This is a genomic window from Methylobacterium sp. HJ2, assembly GCF_056431005.1.
Genome location: NZ_JBWJYM010000002.1, coordinates 429,418 through 444,806, shown reverse-complemented (window position 1 = coordinate 444,806; position 15,389 = coordinate 429,418). Strand labels below are relative to the sequence as shown.

Annotated in this window: 12 protein-coding genes and 1 other RNA gene; 7 read left to right on the top strand and 6 right to left on the bottom strand. The window is 71.2% G+C overall.

Annotated features, from left to right (window positions below; all coding sequences use genetic code 11):
* Nucleotides 1-91: 91 nt before the first annotated feature.
* The 4 genes from ACS5RC_RS06660 to ACS5RC_RS06645 are packed head-to-tail and all read left to right on the top strand — an operon-like array spanning nucleotide 92 to nucleotide 4,686.
* The gene (locus ACS5RC_RS06660; RefSeq protein ID WP_478343036.1) at nucleotides 92-1,090 is read left to right on the top strand and encodes a BMP family protein; all 999 of its coding nucleotides are present in this window, start codon (nucleotides 92-94) and stop codon (nucleotides 1,088-1,090) included.
* Nucleotides 1,087-2,688, top strand: a complete 1,602-nt coding sequence (locus ACS5RC_RS06655) for an ABC transporter ATP-binding protein (protein WP_478343035.1) — start codon at nucleotides 1,087-1,089, stop codon at nucleotides 2,686-2,688. Before ACS5RC_RS06660 ends, ACS5RC_RS06655 begins: the two co-directional genes overlap by 4 nt.
* A complete protein-coding gene (locus ACS5RC_RS06650) occupies nucleotides 2,685-3,758 on the top strand; it encodes an ABC transporter permease (RefSeq protein ID WP_478343034.1) in 1,074 nt (357 codons plus the stop codon). The genes ACS5RC_RS06655 and ACS5RC_RS06650 overlap by 4 nt, the downstream gene beginning before the upstream one ends.
* A gap of 10 nt (nucleotides 3,759-3,768) precedes the next feature.
* A complete protein-coding gene (locus ACS5RC_RS06645) occupies nucleotides 3,769-4,686 on the top strand; it encodes an ABC transporter permease (RefSeq protein WP_478343033.1) in 918 nt (305 codons plus the stop codon).
* A gap of 138 nt (nucleotides 4,687-4,824) precedes the next feature.
* Here the strand turns inward: ACS5RC_RS06645 and ACS5RC_RS06640 are convergent, their stop codons facing one another.
* From ACS5RC_RS06640 to ACS5RC_RS06630, 3 genes are all read right to left on the bottom strand, one after another.
* A complete protein-coding gene (locus ACS5RC_RS06640) occupies nucleotides 4,825-6,558 on the bottom strand; it encodes a methyl-accepting chemotaxis protein (RefSeq protein WP_478343032.1) in 1,734 nt (577 codons plus the stop codon).
* Nucleotides 6,559-6,844: 286 nt separating this feature from the next.
* On the bottom strand, nucleotides 6,845-8,581 hold the full coding sequence (locus tag ACS5RC_RS06635; protein ID WP_478343031.1) for a bifunctional protein-serine/threonine kinase/phosphatase: 1,737 nt from the start codon (nucleotides 8,579-8,581) through the stop codon (nucleotides 6,845-6,847).
* Between the two features lie 74 nt (nucleotides 8,582-8,655).
* Nucleotides 8,656-9,498, bottom strand: a complete 843-nt coding sequence (locus ACS5RC_RS06630; RefSeq protein ID WP_478343030.1) for a formate/nitrite transporter family protein — start codon at nucleotides 9,496-9,498, stop codon at nucleotides 8,656-8,658.
* A 395-nt stretch (nucleotides 9,499-9,893) separates the two neighbouring features.
* Here ACS5RC_RS06630 and ACS5RC_RS06625 point away from each other — a divergent pair, with 395 nt between their 5' ends.
* Nucleotides 9,894-10,091, top strand: a complete 198-nt coding sequence (locus ACS5RC_RS06625) for a hypothetical protein (protein WP_478343029.1) — start codon at nucleotides 9,894-9,896, stop codon at nucleotides 10,089-10,091.
* Between the two features lie 324 nt (nucleotides 10,092-10,415).
* Here ACS5RC_RS06625 and ACS5RC_RS06620 read toward each other — a convergent pair whose 3' ends face one another.
* The 3 genes from ACS5RC_RS06620 to ACS5RC_RS06610 form a co-directional block, all read right to left on the bottom strand.
* Complete coding sequence (locus tag ACS5RC_RS06620; RefSeq protein ID WP_478343028.1) at nucleotides 10,416-12,107, bottom strand: methyl-accepting chemotaxis protein; 1,692 nt, start codon at nucleotides 12,105-12,107, stop codon at nucleotides 10,416-10,418.
* Nucleotides 12,108-12,367: 260 nt separating this feature from the next.
* Complete coding sequence (locus ACS5RC_RS06615) at nucleotides 12,368-13,264, bottom strand: thymidylate synthase (RefSeq protein ID WP_478343027.1); 897 nt, start codon at nucleotides 13,262-13,264, stop codon at nucleotides 12,368-12,370.
* Between the two features lie 179 nt (nucleotides 13,265-13,443).
* Nucleotides 13,444-14,241 (bottom strand): lysostaphin resistance A-like protein, encoded by a 798-nt coding sequence (locus ACS5RC_RS06610; protein WP_478343026.1) that lies wholly within the window; start codon nucleotides 14,239-14,241, stop codon nucleotides 13,444-13,446.
* Nucleotides 14,242-14,256: 15 nt separating this feature from the next.
* Here ACS5RC_RS06610 and ssrA point away from each other — a divergent pair.
* Nucleotides 14,257-14,635: a transfer-messenger RNA gene (ssrA, locus tag ACS5RC_RS06605) on the top strand.
* Nucleotides 14,636-14,719: 84 nt separating this feature from the next.
* Entirely contained in the window at nucleotides 14,720-15,337 is a 618-nt protein-coding gene (locus tag ACS5RC_RS06600; RefSeq protein WP_478343025.1) for an SspB family protein, read from the top strand.
* The last annotated feature ends 52 nt before the right edge of the window (nucleotides 15,338-15,389 follow it).

The following is a 15,389-nucleotide window of genomic DNA, read 5'->3' as shown; positions in this document are numbered from 1 at the left end:
CACGCCGGTTGCTGCGGGGCCGCGAGATCATGGTTCGGCCGCTCCGGCCGGCCGCAGGCCCGCCTCGCTGCACCGATCGGAACGCTCTCGCATGCCAGCCCAGACTTCGCGCCGACGCCGCCTGCTGATCCTGGCCGGGGCCTGCAGCCTCGCCCTCTCCTGCGTCGGCGCCGCGTTGCCGACGCGCGCGATGGCGGCCGATCCCACCAAGGTCGGGATCCTGATCCCGGGCTCGAAATCCGACAAGGGCTGGATGGAATCCGGCTACGACGGGCTGGTCGCCGCGCAGAAGCAGCACGGCGACGCCGTCAAGGTGCAGATGATCGAGAACATCAACTACGCCGACATGGAGCAGGCGCTGACCCAGCTCGCCACCAAGAACGCCCTCGTGATCGGCGTCGGCGGCCAGACGCAGGCGGCGATCTACAAGGTGGCCAAGCGCTTTCCGAAGGTGAAGTTCTCGATCGTCGGCGGCAACGCGGGCGAATCCGCGCCCAACGTCGCGGGGTACGACGTGAAGCAGGCGGAGATCGCCTACGTCGCGGGCGCGGCGGCGGCGATGCTGTCGAAGACCGGGGGGGTCAGCTACGTCGGCGGCATGGAGCTGCCCTCGATCGTCAACGCGGGCAAGGAGTTCGGGCTCGGCGCCAGAAGCATCAACCCGAGCATCAAGTATTCCGAGACCTACACGGGCGATTTCGACAACGTCGCCAAGGCCAAGGAGGCGACGCTCGCGGCGATCGCGCAGGGGGCGGACGTGCACTACCACATCCTCAATCTCGGCCTGCGCGGACTCGAGCAAGCGGCCAAGGAGAAGGGCACGCATGTCATCGGCAGCTACACCAACTATTGCGGCACCGACCCGCTGACCATCGCCTACTCCATCACCGGGGTCGGCTATCAGGTCCGCTACGCGATCGATCAGGTTCTCGCCGGCACCTGGACGGCCGGCTACAAGCCCTTCGGCCTCGCCATGGGCCCCGAGGCCTCGGATATGATCATCTGCGGCGCCACGCCGGAGATGAAGGCGAAGCTCGATGCGATCAAGGCCGACATCCTGTCCGGCAAGATCAAGGTCCTGGAGGGTTGAGCGGCGTCCTTCCGCTGGCCGGTGCGCCGCCCGCTCGGCTCGAACTCGACGGACTGACCAAGCGCTTCGGCAGCTTCACGGCGTTGTCGGAGGTCGACCTCGGCCTGCGGGCCGGGGAGGTGCATTGCCTGCTGGGTGAGAACGGCGCCGGCAAGTCGACGCTGTGCAATCTCGTCTTCGGTGTCCACGCCCCGGACGCGGGCACGATGCGGATCGACGGGCGGCCCTATCGCCCCGCCGGGCCGCGCGATGCGCTCGCGGCCGGCATCGCCATGGTCCATCAGCATTTCAGCCTCGTCGACGAGCTCAGCGTCGTCGACAACCTCATGCTCGGCCGCGTCCGCGGCATCCTCGATCGCAAGGGCTGGGCGAAGCGGCTGGAGGGTCTCGCCGAGCGCTACGGGCTGGCCCTGCAACCCTTCTCCCGGATTCGCGATCTGTCGATCGGGGAGCGCCAGCGCGTCGAGATCGTGAAGTGCCTGATGCTGGAGCCGCGCCTCCTCATCCTGGACGAGCCGACCGCGGTGCTGCTGCCGGACGAGATCCACAATCTCCTCGCCGTCTGCCGGCGCGTCGCGCAGGAGGGCACCGCCGTCCTGCTCGTGACCCACAAGCTCGCCGAGATCCGCGAGGCGGCCGACCGGGCCACGGTCCTGCGCCAGGGCAAGGTCGCGACTACCTCGGACGCGCCGGCCGGCGACATCGACCGGCTCGTGCGGGCGATGATCCGGCGCGATGTCGACGCCCTCGATCCGGCGATGGCGGCGACCCTCGGCATCGCCGGGGCGGCCCCGGCGGCACCCGCGCGCCGGCCGGACGCGGCCCCGGCGGGCGCGGACGTGCTGCAGATCGACGGCATCACCACGCGCGATCCGGACGGCGCGCTGCGTCTCGACACCGTGACGCTCACCCTTCGGGCGGGCGAGATCGTCGGCCTCGCGGGCGTCGAAGGCAACGGGCAGAGCGAGCTCGGGCTGGTGCTCGCCGGCCTGCTGCGGCCCGAGAGCGGGCGGCTGCATCTCGGCGGGACCGACCTGACCGGCCGCCCCCCGGCGGCCTTCACCGAGGCCGGGATCGGCATCGTGCCCGAGGATCGCCACCGGGTCGGCGCGATCTCGGAGATGAGCGTGGCCGAGAACATCTTCCTGAACCGGACGCGCCCGTTCACCCGCTTCGGCCTGCTCCGTCGGACGGCCATGCGGGAGGCCGCCGCCGCCCTGATGGCGCGCTTCGACGTCCGTGCAACCGGCCCGGACGCCGTCTTCGGGCGCCTCTCCGGCGGCAATCAGCAAAAGGCCGTCCTCGCCCGCGAGTTGACGGCGCCCGGCCTGCGCTTCCTGCTGGCCGCCCAGCCCACCCGCGGCCTCGACGTCGGGGCGGTGGAGGCGGTCTACGCCCTGATCCGGCAGGCGAGCGAGCGGGGCGTGGCGGTGCTGCTGGTCTCCTCCGAGCTCGACGAGGTGCTCACCGTGGCGCATCGCGTCGTGGTGATCTACCGCGGGCGCATCGTCGGGGAGCGCCCGGCCGACAGCCGCAACCGCGACGCCATCGGCGCGATGATGGCCGGGCAGGTGCCCGAGCAGGCCGCGGCGGCATGAGCGCGCAGGCGACGACGCGCCCGGCCCCGCGCCGCCTCCCCCTCGGCGTGATCGTCCCGGTCCTCGCCGTCCTGGCGGCGTTCCTCGTCGGGATCGCGCTCGTCCTCGGCCTGGGCGTGTCCCTGGGCGACGCGCTCGACAGCTTCCTCGACGGCACGATCGGCTCGGCCTACGCCGTCGCCGTCTCCCTGAACCGGACCGTGGTCTACACCCTCGTCGGCCTCGGCTTCATCCTGGCCGCCCGCGCCGGGCTGACCAATGTCGGCGGCGAAGGCCAGATCGCGGTCGGGGGCATCGCGGCGACGGCCGTGGCCCTCGCCGCCGGCATCGGCACCCTGCCGTTCGGCCTCGCCTTCCTCCTCCCCGCCCTCGCCGCGACGCTGGCCGGCGCCGCCTGGGGGGGCCTCGCCGGCCTCCTCAAGGCGCGGATCGGCACCAACGAGGTGATCAGCACGCTGCTCCTCAACTTCATCGCGGTCTGGCTCGTCTACTGGTGCGTCCAGTCCGAAGCGCTGCTGCGCCGGCCGATGACCAACGCGGCCACGCTTCCCGAATCCCTGCCCGTGCCCGACGCGGCGCAGATCCCGCTCCTCACCGGCGACCCGGCCGCACCCGTCACGGCCGGGCTCGTGCTCGCCGTGGTGCTGGCCCTGTTCGTCGCGGTCGTGCTGGCGCGCTCGCGGTTCGGCTTCCAGCTTCGCGCCGTCGGCCTGAACCCGGTGGCGGCGACCCGGGCCGGCTTCTCCTTCTCCGGCACCGTGATCGTCGCCCTCGCGCTCGCCGGGGCGCTCGGTGGCCTCGCGGGCGGTCTGATGCTCCTCGGCGAGCAGTATTCCCTCAAGACGGGCTTCTCCTCCGGCTACGGCTACGACGGCCTCGTCGTCGGGCTCCTGGCCCGCAACTCGGTGCTCGGCGTGATCGCCGCCGCCGTGCTGTTCGGCTTCCTGCGCTCGGCCGGCATCAGCATGGAGATGGGCGCCGGCGTGCCCACGGCGCTCGTGCAGATCCTGCAAGGCCTGATCATCCTGGCGGTCGCCGGAGCCGCCTTCTGGCTCGACAGGAAGGCCTGAGGAACGCGCGATGACCGCAGAGCTCGTCGCCGTCTTCCTCGGCTCCTCGATCCGCCTCGCGATACCGCTGCTGATCGCGGCGATCGGCGAATTGATCAGCGAGCGGGGCGGCGTCCTCAACATGAGCATCGAGGGCATGATGCTCGCGGGCGCCTTCGGCGGCGCCGTCGGATCCTGGGCCACGGGCTCCCCGAGCCTCGGGCTCCTCTGCGGGCTGCTCGCGGCCCTGCCCGTCGCCCTGGTGCAGGCCGTCCTCACGGTGAACCTGCGCGCCAATCAGGTCGTGACCGGGCTCGGCCTCAACATCCTGGTGCTCGGCACGACCACGCTGGCCTACCGGGAGATCTTCGGCGCCCGCTCCCGGGCGGAGATCCCGGGCTTCCCGACCTGGGCGCCCCCGCTGCTGCGGGACATCCCGGTCTTCGGCGAGGCGGTCTTCCGGCAGGTCTGGCTCGTCTATGCGGCCATCCTGATCGGAGCGGTCGCGGCCTTCGCGCTGAACCGGACCGCGATCGGCATCACCCTGATCGCCGCGGGCGAGGACCCGCGCACCCTCGAGCGCGCGGGCCTCTCGGTCCGGCGCGTGCGCTTCGGCGCCATCCTGGTGACGGGCCTGCTGGCCGCGCTGGCCGGCACCTTCCTCTCGATCGGCGACATCCACACCTTCACCGAAGGGATGACGAACGGGGCCGGTTACCTCGCCATCGCCGCTGTGATCTTCGGCAACTGGACGGTCGGTCGCACCGTGCTGGCCTGCTTCATCTTCGGTGCCGCGACGGCGCTCCAGTTCCAGCTGCCGGCGATGGGCTTCGAAGTCCCGAACGCGCTGCTGGTCATGATGCCCTACCTGCTCGCGTTCCTGGCCGTGGCCGGCTTCGTGGGCCGCCAGACGGCACCGCGCGCGCTCGCCGCTCCCTATCGACCCTGATCCGACGGGACGTCCGGCTTTCCGGTCCGGCGCGTCCCTCGATGCTCGGCCAGGCTGGTGGGGACGCGGTCGGGCTCCGCGCCGCCGCGCGGACTCACCGCCGCGACGGCAATGTCAGGCGCAGGACGCCGGCAGCCCTCACACCCGATACGCCATGCGGAAGCCGCCCCAGTGCCGTCCCAGCACGTGGATGGGCGCATCCACCTCCTGCATCATCACCATCTGTCCGCCGCCCATGTCGCGGGCGTAGGATTGCACCAGGAACGGCTCGGTGCTGCGCGCCGCCATCAGCCCGGCGCGGTCGTCGAAGATCCGCCGGTTGCGGCTGTTGGCCGTGTTCCAGGCAACCTCGCCCGGGCGCTGCGGCTGGGCGTACTTGCGATTGTGCACCGGGAGATAGGCGTTCCGGTCCATCGCCACGCAGAAGCTCAGAGCGGGGTCGGATCCGAGCAGGGCTTCCTGGATCGGCGTGAGCACCGCCTCCAGGGCCGGCAGGGCCGCGCTCAGGTATTGCTGCGGATCGGTGCCCAAGACCGGCTGGTAGGTCCGGTCGAACAGCGCAGCCTCGCTCAGCCCTCCGCCCGCAATCAGCGCCTCGAGCGCTGTCCCGACCTCGCCGGCCGCGGACTGGACCCGCGCGATACGGCCGGCGTTCTGCGCGTTCACCGTGCCCGTCAGGTGCTCGACGGCCGCCGCGTGATGGGGCGGCGCGTGCGTGATCTGAAGGTGCAGGCCCAATCCGCTCCGCCCGACCATCCGAACGGGGACACGCCCGAGTTCCGCCGTCTCGATCTCCAGCGTCATCCCGGGATCGGCCGGCAGGTCGCCAGGTGCCGAGACCAGGAAGCCGCCGCGACTGACGTCGACCGTGCGCGTCGCGTAGCTGCGTCCGGCGTGCCGCAGCGTGGCCTCGAGCGCGACGGGAAGGCGCGGATGCTGGCGGCGGTCCCCGAGCGGGTTCGTCCGCAACACCACGAGGGTGCGGCCGTGCAGGCGGTCCACGGTGCTGGACGACGCGGCCGTCGCGAGGCTCACCGCCGAGGCGGCCCGTGCCTGCTCCCGGATCGCTTCCGCACTGCCCACGACCTCGCCGACGAAGCCCGCCACCGCATCGGCCGAGCGGTTGAGCTCGGCCGTCGAGGCGTTCTGCTGTTCGACCGCCGCCACGACGTCGACGAACTTCGGCCCGACCTGCGCAACGAGCCCGGCCGCCTCCGTGACCGTCCGGGCCGACTGGGCCGCATCCTGCTGCAGGCGCGTGACGCTCGCGCGGATCCGGTCGGTGGCTTTGGCCGTCTGTCCGGCGAGGTCCTTCACCTCCTGGGCCACGACGGCGAAGCCGCGACCGTATTCCCCGGCGCGCGTGGCCTCGATCATGGCGTTGAGCGCCAGGAGGTTCGTCTGCTTCGCGATCCCGGCGATCAGGTCCACGACCCCGCCGATCTCGCCGGAGGACGTGCGCAGGTGCTCGATCTGCGCCTGCGCCGCACCGACCACGGTCGTGACCTGCTCCAGCAGGGCGGCCGCGGTGTGGATCTGGACGCTGATGCTGGCGGAGGCCTGGGTGAGTTCCTGGGCCGCCTGGGCCAGAAGCGCGGCGGTGCCGTCGACGGCCTGGGTCTCGCCGACGAGCGCGGCGGTGCGGGCCCCGATATCCGTCAGGGCCGTTCCGGCCTGCACCACGGATCGGCCGACCTCCGCCGAGGCTTGCTGGACCGCGGAGATGAGGTTGTGCAGATCCTGCTCGACCTGACCGATGATCGGTTCGGCTTGATCGTGGAGCGTGGGTGGGCCGGCCGCGTCGGGCGGCGTCTGCGGCTCCGGCTCACGCGGGGGCGCAGGCCTGGAGGCACGGCGCAGTCGAGCCAGCATGGATCCTCCTCCGTCGGCCCGTACGTGGCGTGCCGATCATCTGTGCGGTGAGATGCGCCTCGAATTAAGCAGTTCTCCATTAAAAGTGACTTAAATCGCGTCGAGATCAGATAAAATCTGCGTTATTGACTGCTCGTCATCTTAACCACACGTGTCAGATAGCTATCATCAAGGTTGCGCCGATCGCAGGGTCAACTCTGAGCTTGCTTCAGCGGGACTTGGAAGCCGCATCAAGCAAGTCGCTGAATCCTGCCGCGCCGACCGGCGCTGTGCAGGCACGACGCGATCACGCGGCTCCCCTCACCAGCAGCCAGAGGACGGCGACCGCGAGGATCAGCGCGACGAGCTTCCAGAACAGGACCGGATCGCGCTCCAGGAGGGCCGCCCGCCGCAGGCCCGGGAGGGACGGATTGGGGTGGCGCAGGTCGTGGACGAGGGCGGAGGGCGCCTCGTAGCGCTGGGCCGGGTTGGGATGCACCGCCTTGCGCAGGGCCGCGTCGACGTAGGGCGGCAGGCCGGGGCGCGCGGCCGCGACCGAGACGTAGTGCAGGCGCCGACCCTGCGCCTCGCTGAAGGCGCGCGCGGCCTCGGCGCCGTAGGGCAGGCGCCCGGTCAGCATCTGGTAGGCGATGACGCCGAGGGAGAACACGTCCGCGGCCGGGGTCGCGGGATAGCCCGCGAGGCATTCGGGCGCCGTGTACTGCACCGTGCCGAGCATCGTCTCCACCGCGGCGCCGTCCTCGGCGAGGCCGGCGACCCGGGTGGAGCCGAAATCGATGATCCGGACGGTCCCGTCCGCGTCCAGGAGGATGTTCTGCGGGCGCAGGTCCTGATGGACCATCTCGCGCCGGTGCAGGACCTGCACGCCGCGGGCGATCTGCTCGACGATGCGCCGGACCTCCTCCAGCGCCGGCTCCGGATGATCCCGCAGCCACTGCGCCAGGGTCTGGCCCTCGACATAATCCATCACCGTGTAGAGGGCGCTGCGCCGCCGCGTCTGCGGGGGCGCCCGCAGCAGGTGCGGGCTGTCGACCCGCCGCGCGACCCATTCCTCCATCAGCAGCCGGCGCAGGCCGGCCGGGTCGCCGCGCAGCTCCGTCGAGGGCACCTTGAGCGCGACCGTCGCCCCGGTCTCGTCGTCGACGGCGAGATAGACGTGGCTGCGGTGGCTCGCGTGCAGGGTGCGCAGCACCCGGTAGCCGTCGAACAGCGTCGGCGGATCGAGGAGCGGGGCCGGCAGCAGATCCTCGACCAGGCCCGAAAGCTCGGCCGGCTCGCTGTCCGGGACGGCCTCGATGCGCACGATCTGCACAGTCAGATTGTCGGGGCTGCCGTTCTCGTAGGCACATCGGGCGATCTCCCGGGCCGCGTGCCCAAGATCGTCGCGATGCCGCAGGATCTCCGCGACGATGCGCTCGGGCCGGACATGCTCGTGCACGCCGTCCGTCGTCAGGACGAGCACGTCGCCGCGCTCGATGCCGATCGCCCGATAGTCGATCTCGACCTGGGCGCCGGCCCCGAGGGCGCGGCCGAGATAGGACTCGCTGGCGGAGAGGACGACGCGGTGATCCTCGGTCAGCGTCTCGAGGGAGCGCCCGGCCACCCGCGCGACGCGGGCATCGCCCACATGGAAGATGTGGGCCGTGCGCGACTTCAGCACGAGGGCGCTGAACGTCGTGACGTAGCCGCGGTCCCGGCCGCCCTCGGGGTCGCGCAGGTCGCGGTTGCGCCGGGTCTCGGCATGGAGCCAGGAATTGGCGGCTGCGATGACGCGCCGGGCCGAGGTCTTCACCGACCACGTGTCGGGCGTGTCGTAATAGTCGGTGAGGAAGCTCCGCACCGCCGTCTCGCTGGCGACGTGGCTGACGGCGCTGCTGCCGATCCCGTCCGCGATGGCGATCGCGGCGCCCTTGAGCGTCAGGGCGGGCCGCTCGGGGACCAGGGCGCCGTGGAAATCCTGGTTGGTCTCCTTGCGGCCGCGCTCGCTGTGCTGGCCGAGGGAGAGCGTCAGGTCTGAAGGCATCGGCGGCACGGCCCCCGGCCCGTGCGAGAGGGCCCCGGGCTTTGCGGCCCGGGGCCCGGCCGGTCAAGCCGGGATCAGGCCGCGAGGCGGCGCCCGGCCGGGGCCTGAGCGACGACGCGCTTGGGGGCGGTGCGAACGTGGGTGGTGTAGAGGGTCAGCCCGGTGAAGGCGATGCCGCCGACGAGGTTGCCCAGCACGGTCGGGATCTCGTTCCAGAAGAAGTAGTCGCCGATCGAGAACTGGCCGCCCATGAGCAGGCCGAAGGGGAACAGGAACATGTTCACCACCGAGTGCTCGAACGTCATGTAGAAGAACACCATGATCGGCATCCACATGGCGATCACCTTGCCGCTGACGGTGGTCGAGATCATCGCGCCGACGACGCCGGTGGAGACCATCCAGTTGCAGAGCATGCCGCGGATGAAGATCGTGAACCAGCCGCCCACGCCGTGCGCGGCGTAGCCGACGGTGCGCCGCTCGCCGATATGGGCGATGAACTCGCCGACCTTGTCGGCGGGCGCGGTGAAGCCGAAGGTGAACACGAAGCCCATCATGAAGGCCACCGTCAGGGCGCCCAGGAAGTTGCCCACGAAGACGAGGCCCCAGTTGCGCAGCACGCCGCCCCAGGTGATGCCGGGGCGCCCGTCGAGCAGGGCGAGGGGAGCCAGCACGAACACGCCCGTGAGCAGGTCGAAGCCCAGTAGGTAGAGCATGCAGAAGCCGACCGGGAACAGGGCGGCGCCGAGGATCGGGATGCCGGTCTGCTGGGTGATCGTGACGGCGAAGACGGCCGCGAGCGCGAGGATCGCGCCGGCCATGTAGGCGCGGATCACCGTGTCGCGGGTCGACATCAAGATCTTGGATTCGCCGGCGTCGACCATCTTGGTGGCAAATTCGGCTGGCGCGAGATAGGCCATAATCTATCCTTGTTGCTGCGTGTCGTCTGCAAGGCTTGCCGATGGACTCGGGACGGATCCCGTAGATCGGCCGCGCGTCGTTGCGCGGCTTGCAGCAGGCACCTCGGGTGGTTGAGCGTCCGCGGCGCCTGTCGCGTCGAAGGCGAGCAAGATCCGGGCCCGTTCCCGCACCGCGGTCGTCCGGGCCCCGGAATCCGGGATCGTCGTGCCTGCTGCGGCAGAGCGGCGGGACGGGTGAAACCGAGGCGGCACGCGGCGCATCGTCGCCCCATCCCGCTCCGAAAGGCCGAACTGTTCACAAGGGCGTGATCGTTCGGCGCGCAGCCGCGTTTGAGGGATGCCGCGTAGCGCCCACGTCCTGACACTCCGGGCGATGCAACGACCGGGATGAAGCCATGGTGATCAGGGCCGCCATCTTGATCTTCGCGATCGCGACCAACGGGCCGATCGCTGCGAATGCCGTCGAAGCCGCTACCGCCGCCGCGGAGGATACGTGCGCGGCGGCGACATCGGACCTGGAGCGCGCGGATCTCGGCTGTCCGGTCGATCTGACCATCCACACGGGCTCCAGCGCCGCGCAGCCCGTCGACTGATCGTCACCCCCGTCCGACGGAGCCGTGCCCTGGCTGCGCGCAATCCCGGCCGCGGCGCGAGCCGCACGGGTGGGCGCGGTCCTCGCCTGCCGGTCGTCGCCGTCTTGAGGGGCTCGCGGCCGCGGGCAGACGCCTCAGGCGCGGGATGAGGCTGGCCATGATCGTGGCCATGACGCTGGCCGGCCTCGTCGACATCCGGGATCCCGAAGGGATCCTGGTCGCCGCCCTGCGCTGAGGGGGCGCGACCCGGGGATCCGGCCGAGCCCCGGGCCGTCCGCTCCGCGGGGTCCCGGACCGCGTCGACCCGCGACGCGCTCGGGCGCCTCAGGCCGCCTTGACCCTGGCCAGGAAGGTGCCGACCTCCTGCGTGAGGCCCTCCGATTGGCGGGCCAGCTCCTGGGCGGAGCTGAGCACCTGGCTCGCGGCCGCGCCGGTCTGCCCCGCGCCGTCGCGAACGCCCGCGATGTTGCACGTCACCTCCTCGGTGCCCTTGGCCGCCTCCTGCACGTTGCGCGTGATCTCCTGCGTGGCCGCGCCCTGCTCCTCCATCGCCGCCGCGATCGAGGCGGCGTAGCTCGACATCTCGCCGATGATCCGGCCGATCGCCTCGATGTCGGCGACCGCCTCCTGCGTCGCGGCCTGGATCTCGCCGATGCGCGCGCCGATCTCGCCCGTCGCCTTCGCGGTCTGGCCCGCCAGCTCCTTCACCTCGGAGGCGACCACCGCGAAGCCGCGGCCGGCCTCGCCCGCGCGCGCCGCCTCGATGGTGGCGTTCAGCGCCAGCAGGTTGGTCTGGCCCGCGATGTTGGCGATCACCTGCACGAAGGCGGTGATCCGCTCGGCCGTGCCGGCGAGGCGCCGCACCGTGGCGTCCGTGCGCGACGCGCTCGCCACCGCCTGGTCGGCGATCTGGGCCGAGCGGGTGACCTGCGTCACGATCTCCTTGACGGAGGCCGCCATCTCCTCGGTCGCCGCCGCAACGGTCTGCACGTTGGCGGAGGTCTCCTGGGCGGCCCCCGCCACGATCGTGGTCTGCTGGTTCGTCTGGGCGGCGACCGCCGTCATGGCCTCTGCGGTGGCCTCCATCTCGGTGGCGGCGCCCGCCAGGCCCTGCGTCAGGGAGGAGACGTTGTGCTCGAAGCTTGCCGTGATCTGCTCGAGCAGCTCCGCGCGGCGCATCTTGGCGGCGTTCTCCAGGGCCTGCTCGGCCTCCAGGCGCCGGGCCGTGACGGCGTTGTCCTTGAAGATCTGCAGCGCGCGCGCGAGCAGGCCGATCTCGTCCCGGCGCTCGGTGCCGACCACGGCGACGTCGAGATCGCCGGAGGCGAGGCGGCCCATGGCGCCCGTCATGGCCTGCAGCGGCCGGGTGATGCCGGACAGGACAATGGCCGCCAACAGCGCCATCGCGAGCGCGAGGCCGAGCCCGGCCGTGACGATCAGCGTGGTGGTGGTGGCGGCGGCGGTCTCGTCGGCCTGCTGCTTGGCGGTCTGCAGGTCGGCGAGGTTGGTCGCCACGCGCTCGGCCACGCTGGCGCCGATCCTGGCGCGGGCCGGCCGGACCTCGGCGGCGGAGATCCGGGCCGCGGCCTCGGTCTCGTTCTTGAGCCCCAGGGCGATCGACTTGTCCGCGGCGGCAAAGAAGGCGACGAGATCGGCCTTGATGGCCTCGTTCGCGGCCCGGCGCTCGGGGGTGTCGGCCAGGGCGATCAGGCGCTCGACCGCCCCCATTGCCGCCTGCCGCTGGTCGCGATAGGCGGCATGCTGGCCCGCCATCACGGCCGCGTCGGTCTCGATGACGATGTTCTTCTCCGCGATGGTGGCCTCGTCGACGGCGACGTTCACCTGAAAGGCGGAGACCGCGCGGGCGGCCCGGACATCGACGATCACCTCTGTATTCCGCGCGAGCTGGGCGAGGCTGTGCTGCGCCAGCCAGACCAGCCCGAGCGCGACGACGAGCAGGATCGAGACGGGTATTCCGAGCTTGGCCATCAGCTTGAGATCGTTCAGCGCGCGCATGGCCAGCCCTATCTGCCGAAGTTGTATTCGTGCGAAATACAGCTAAGACGCGTAGATTTAACAAACGATTGATGACCGTCATATTACGGTTACATGCGAGCAAGACAGGGATTAGACTTGCCGACGACATCGTGCGCGGGATCGCGCACGAACCTGATCCGGTTCGTAGCCTCGGACGTCGCGATCGGGCGTCGGTCTCCGGCCCTCGAACGATCCGCGCAGCCGGGGACGGTGGGGCGCCGCCCGGCCCGCGCCGCCTCTCAGACGGCGACGTCGGCCTTGATGGCGGCTTGCGGAGCGTAGCCGTCCACGACGAAATCCGCGATGCGATAGCCGTCGATACTGTCGGCCCGGCGGTCGAGCCGCATCCGGGGAAACGGTCCGGGCTCGCGCGTCAGCTGCTCGCGCGCCTGATCGAGATGGTTGCGGTACAGGTGGACGTCGCCGCCGACCCAGACCAGCTCGCCGGGGACAAGGTCCGCCTGCTGGGCGAGCATCAGCTGCAGCGCCGCCGCGCCGACGAAGTTGAACGGCGCCCCGAGCAGCAGGTCGACCGAGCGCTGGAACAGCAGGCCGTTCAGGCGGCCGTCCGAGGTCACGTGGTACTGGTAGACCATGTGGCAGGGCGGGAGCGCCATCGACCCGATCTCGGCCACGTTCCAGCCGTGGAACAGCATCCGGCGGCTCGCCGGGTTCTCCCGCAGGGTCCGGACCAGATCGGCGATCTGGTCGTAGTGCCGCCCGTCGGCACCCTGCCAGCGGCGCCACTGCTTGCCGTAGACGGGGCCGAGCTCGCCCCACCGCGCGGCGAACGCGTCGTCCTCGAGGATCCGCTGCTCGAAGGCCTCCTGCGAGATGGCCTCGCCCGTCTCCCGGCGGTAATTGGCGAGCGGCCAGTCGGTCCAGATCCGGACGTTCTCGCGGATCAGGGGTTGGATGTTGGTTCCCCCCGTCAGGAACCAGAGCATCTCCTTGACCGCGGTCTTCCAGTAGACCCGCTTGGTCGTCAGGATCGGTGCCTGGCCGCCCGCGAGGTCGAAGCGCAGCATCGCGCCGAAGAGCGAGCGGGTGCCGACGCCGGTGCGGTCGATGCGCTCGTCGCCCGTCTCGAGGACCTGCCGCAACAGGTCGAGATACTGCCATTCGGGGTGCCGCATGCTCACGCCTTCCGTCGCGACCGGGCGGCGGCCCTGCGCCGGCCCCCGAGCGCTCCGGCCGCCACCCGTCCACCGCTCCTCCCTGGGTTAGGGGGTCGGGCCCGCCTCGACAACCGCGCCGCGCCGATATCCCCGGTCCCGGCACCGGCCCGGCACGCGCCCCGGGGCGCTCGCCGCCTTCAGCCCGGCCAGAGCACGTAGGCGATCAGCGCGAGGTTGCTCCAGCCGTGCAGGGCGATGCAGGGCCAGAGCCGGCCGGTGCGCCAACGCAGGATGCCGAGGGCGAGCGCGAGGGGCAGCAGCGAGACCGGCCGCGCCAGCCCCCAGCCCGAGATGTGCGCGAGGGCGAAGATCAGGGCCGTCACCAGGATCGTGGCCGCGGGCCCGAGGACGGTCCGGGCCCGCGCGAAGATCTCGCCGCGCATCAGGATCTCCTCGGCGGCCGGCGCCAGGACCACGACGTAGCCGAGCCAAGCGGCGACCGCGCCGGGCGTGAGCAGGGGCGAGAGGCGCGTGCCCTGGCCGAAATTCGCGCCGAAGAGGTCGGCCGTGGTGGTCACCCAGGCGATGTGCAGGATCGGCCAGAGCAGGAGGACGAGCAGGAGGCTGCGCGCCCGCATGCCGTTGGGCGCCTCGCGGTCGAGCGCGAGGCGGCGGCGCCAGCCGCGTCCGTCGCGCCACAGGGCGGTGCCGATCACCAGGGCGGCCAGGAGGATCTGCCGCACGACGTCGACGGCGAGTTCGCGCCGCGCCAGCGCCACCGCGCCGATGAAGGGCCTGCGATCGGCGGGCAGGAACGGGTCGATCCCGGCGATCAGATCGGCCCCGATCCGCACGGCGGCGAGCGCCAGCAGGCTGGCCGTCCCGAGGTACAGGACGACGAGGGCGGCCAGTCCGGCGAGGTGGAGCGCGGCCGCCCAGGCACCCCCGCCGCCATCGGTGTGGGCGCTTCCGGCAACAGCCGCGGCATCCGGCATCGGGGCAGCAGGATCGGGCTTCAAAACCGGGGCGATCCCCTCTATATTCACCTGGCCGGTCGCGAGACCGGCTATGGCGATAAACGGTCTTCGGAATAACCCTATCGGACCCGGGGGCGGTACCCGGCGCCTCCACCCGAACCCAGGACATGCTGCCGCAAGGCAGTGTCGGCAGTGAGCCTGGGCTCGGGCGGAGGCGAAGTTAGGATCGACGAGGGCCTAAAGGTAGAACGTTCGCTCGGCATGGTTCCGCCGTCATCGGGCTTCTGCAACAGTTGCCAACGACAACGTTGCTGCGGTGGCCGCGCAAGCGGCTCCCAGATCGATTCGCAGCCCTGGCGGTCCGCACCGCACAGGCGGGGTTCGAAGGCACCCGGCACCGGAAGCCTTCATTGAATTGTCCTCGATCCCGTCCGTGGCTCGCGCGGTGTGGTCATCGGGCAGATGGCGTCGGGCAGACCGGGCAGAACGACCGCAGATGGCAGACGATCTGATCCGCTACGACCTCCTCGTCCAGGAAGCGCTCCGGGGGGTCGTGCGCAAGGTGCTGACGGACGCCGCCCGGGAAGGGCTGGCGGGCGAGCACCATTTCTACGTCTCGTTCCGGACCGAGGCTCCGGGCGTGCGGATGTCGCAGGCGCTTCGCGAGAAGTACCCGCAGGACATGACGATCGTGCTTCAGCACCAGTTCTGGGACCTGGGCGTCACCGAGCACGCCTTCGAGGTCGGCCTGTCCTTCTCCGGCGTTCCGGAGCGACTGCTGGTGCCCTTCGACGCGCTGAGCGGATTCTTCGACCCGTCCGTGCAGTTCGGGCTGAAATTCGATCTCAACGAGAACGCCGAGCCGGTGGAGGCCGAGGACGATCCGGTCGCCGCCAAGCCCGCGCCCCGCGGGGCCGGCTCCGAGCCGGGTGAGGTCACGCCGATCGCTCCCAAGAGCACGGGCCTCGCGACCGTCGGCGGCGCGCCGAAGGGATTGCCCGCCCCGGCCGCCAAGGCTGAGGACAAGCCCGCCCGGCCTCCGAAGAAAGACGGCGAGGGCGAGGAGAGCGGCGCCGAGGTCGTGAGCCTCGACGCGTTCCGCAAGAAGAGCTAGCGCCCCATCACGCGGCCTGGCGGCCGGTCTTTCGAGTGCTGCAGGCGGAGGA

Coding starts and splice junctions, on each gene's coding strand:
- ACS5RC_RS06660 (WP_478343036.1), top strand. CDS start 92: ATGCCAGCCCAGACTTCGCGCCGACGCCGCCTGCTGATCCTGGCCGGG.
- ACS5RC_RS06640 (WP_478343032.1), bottom strand. CDS start 6,558: ATGCTGGCTCGACTGCGCCGTGCCTCCAGGCCTGCGCCCCCGCGTGAG.
- ACS5RC_RS06650 (WP_478343034.1), top strand. CDS start 2,685: ATGAGCGCGCAGGCGACGACGCGCCCGGCCCCGCGCCGCCTCCCCCTC.
- ACS5RC_RS06645 (WP_478343033.1), top strand. CDS start 3,769: ATGACCGCAGAGCTCGTCGCCGTCTTCCTCGGCTCCTCGATCCGCCTC.
- ACS5RC_RS06635 (WP_478343031.1), bottom strand. CDS start 8,581: ATGCCTTCAGACCTGACGCTCTCCCTCGGCCAGCACAGCGAGCGCGGC.
- ACS5RC_RS06600 (WP_478343025.1), top strand. CDS start 14,720: ATGGCAGACGATCTGATCCGCTACGACCTCCTCGTCCAGGAAGCGCTC.
- ACS5RC_RS06630 (WP_478343030.1), bottom strand. CDS start 9,498: ATGGCCTATCTCGCGCCAGCCGAATTTGCCACCAAGATGGTCGACGCC.
- ACS5RC_RS06620 (WP_478343028.1), bottom strand. CDS start 12,107: ATGCGCGCGCTGAACGATCTCAAGCTGATGGCCAAGCTCGGAATACCC.
- ACS5RC_RS06615 (WP_478343027.1), bottom strand. CDS start 13,264: ATGCGGCACCCCGAATGGCAGTATCTCGACCTGTTGCGGCAGGTCCTC.
- ACS5RC_RS06610 (WP_478343026.1), bottom strand. CDS start 14,241: ATGCCGGATGCCGCGGCTGTTGCCGGAAGCGCCCACACCGATGGCGGC.
- ACS5RC_RS06625 (WP_478343029.1), top strand. CDS start 9,894: ATGGTGATCAGGGCCGCCATCTTGATCTTCGCGATCGCGACCAACGGG.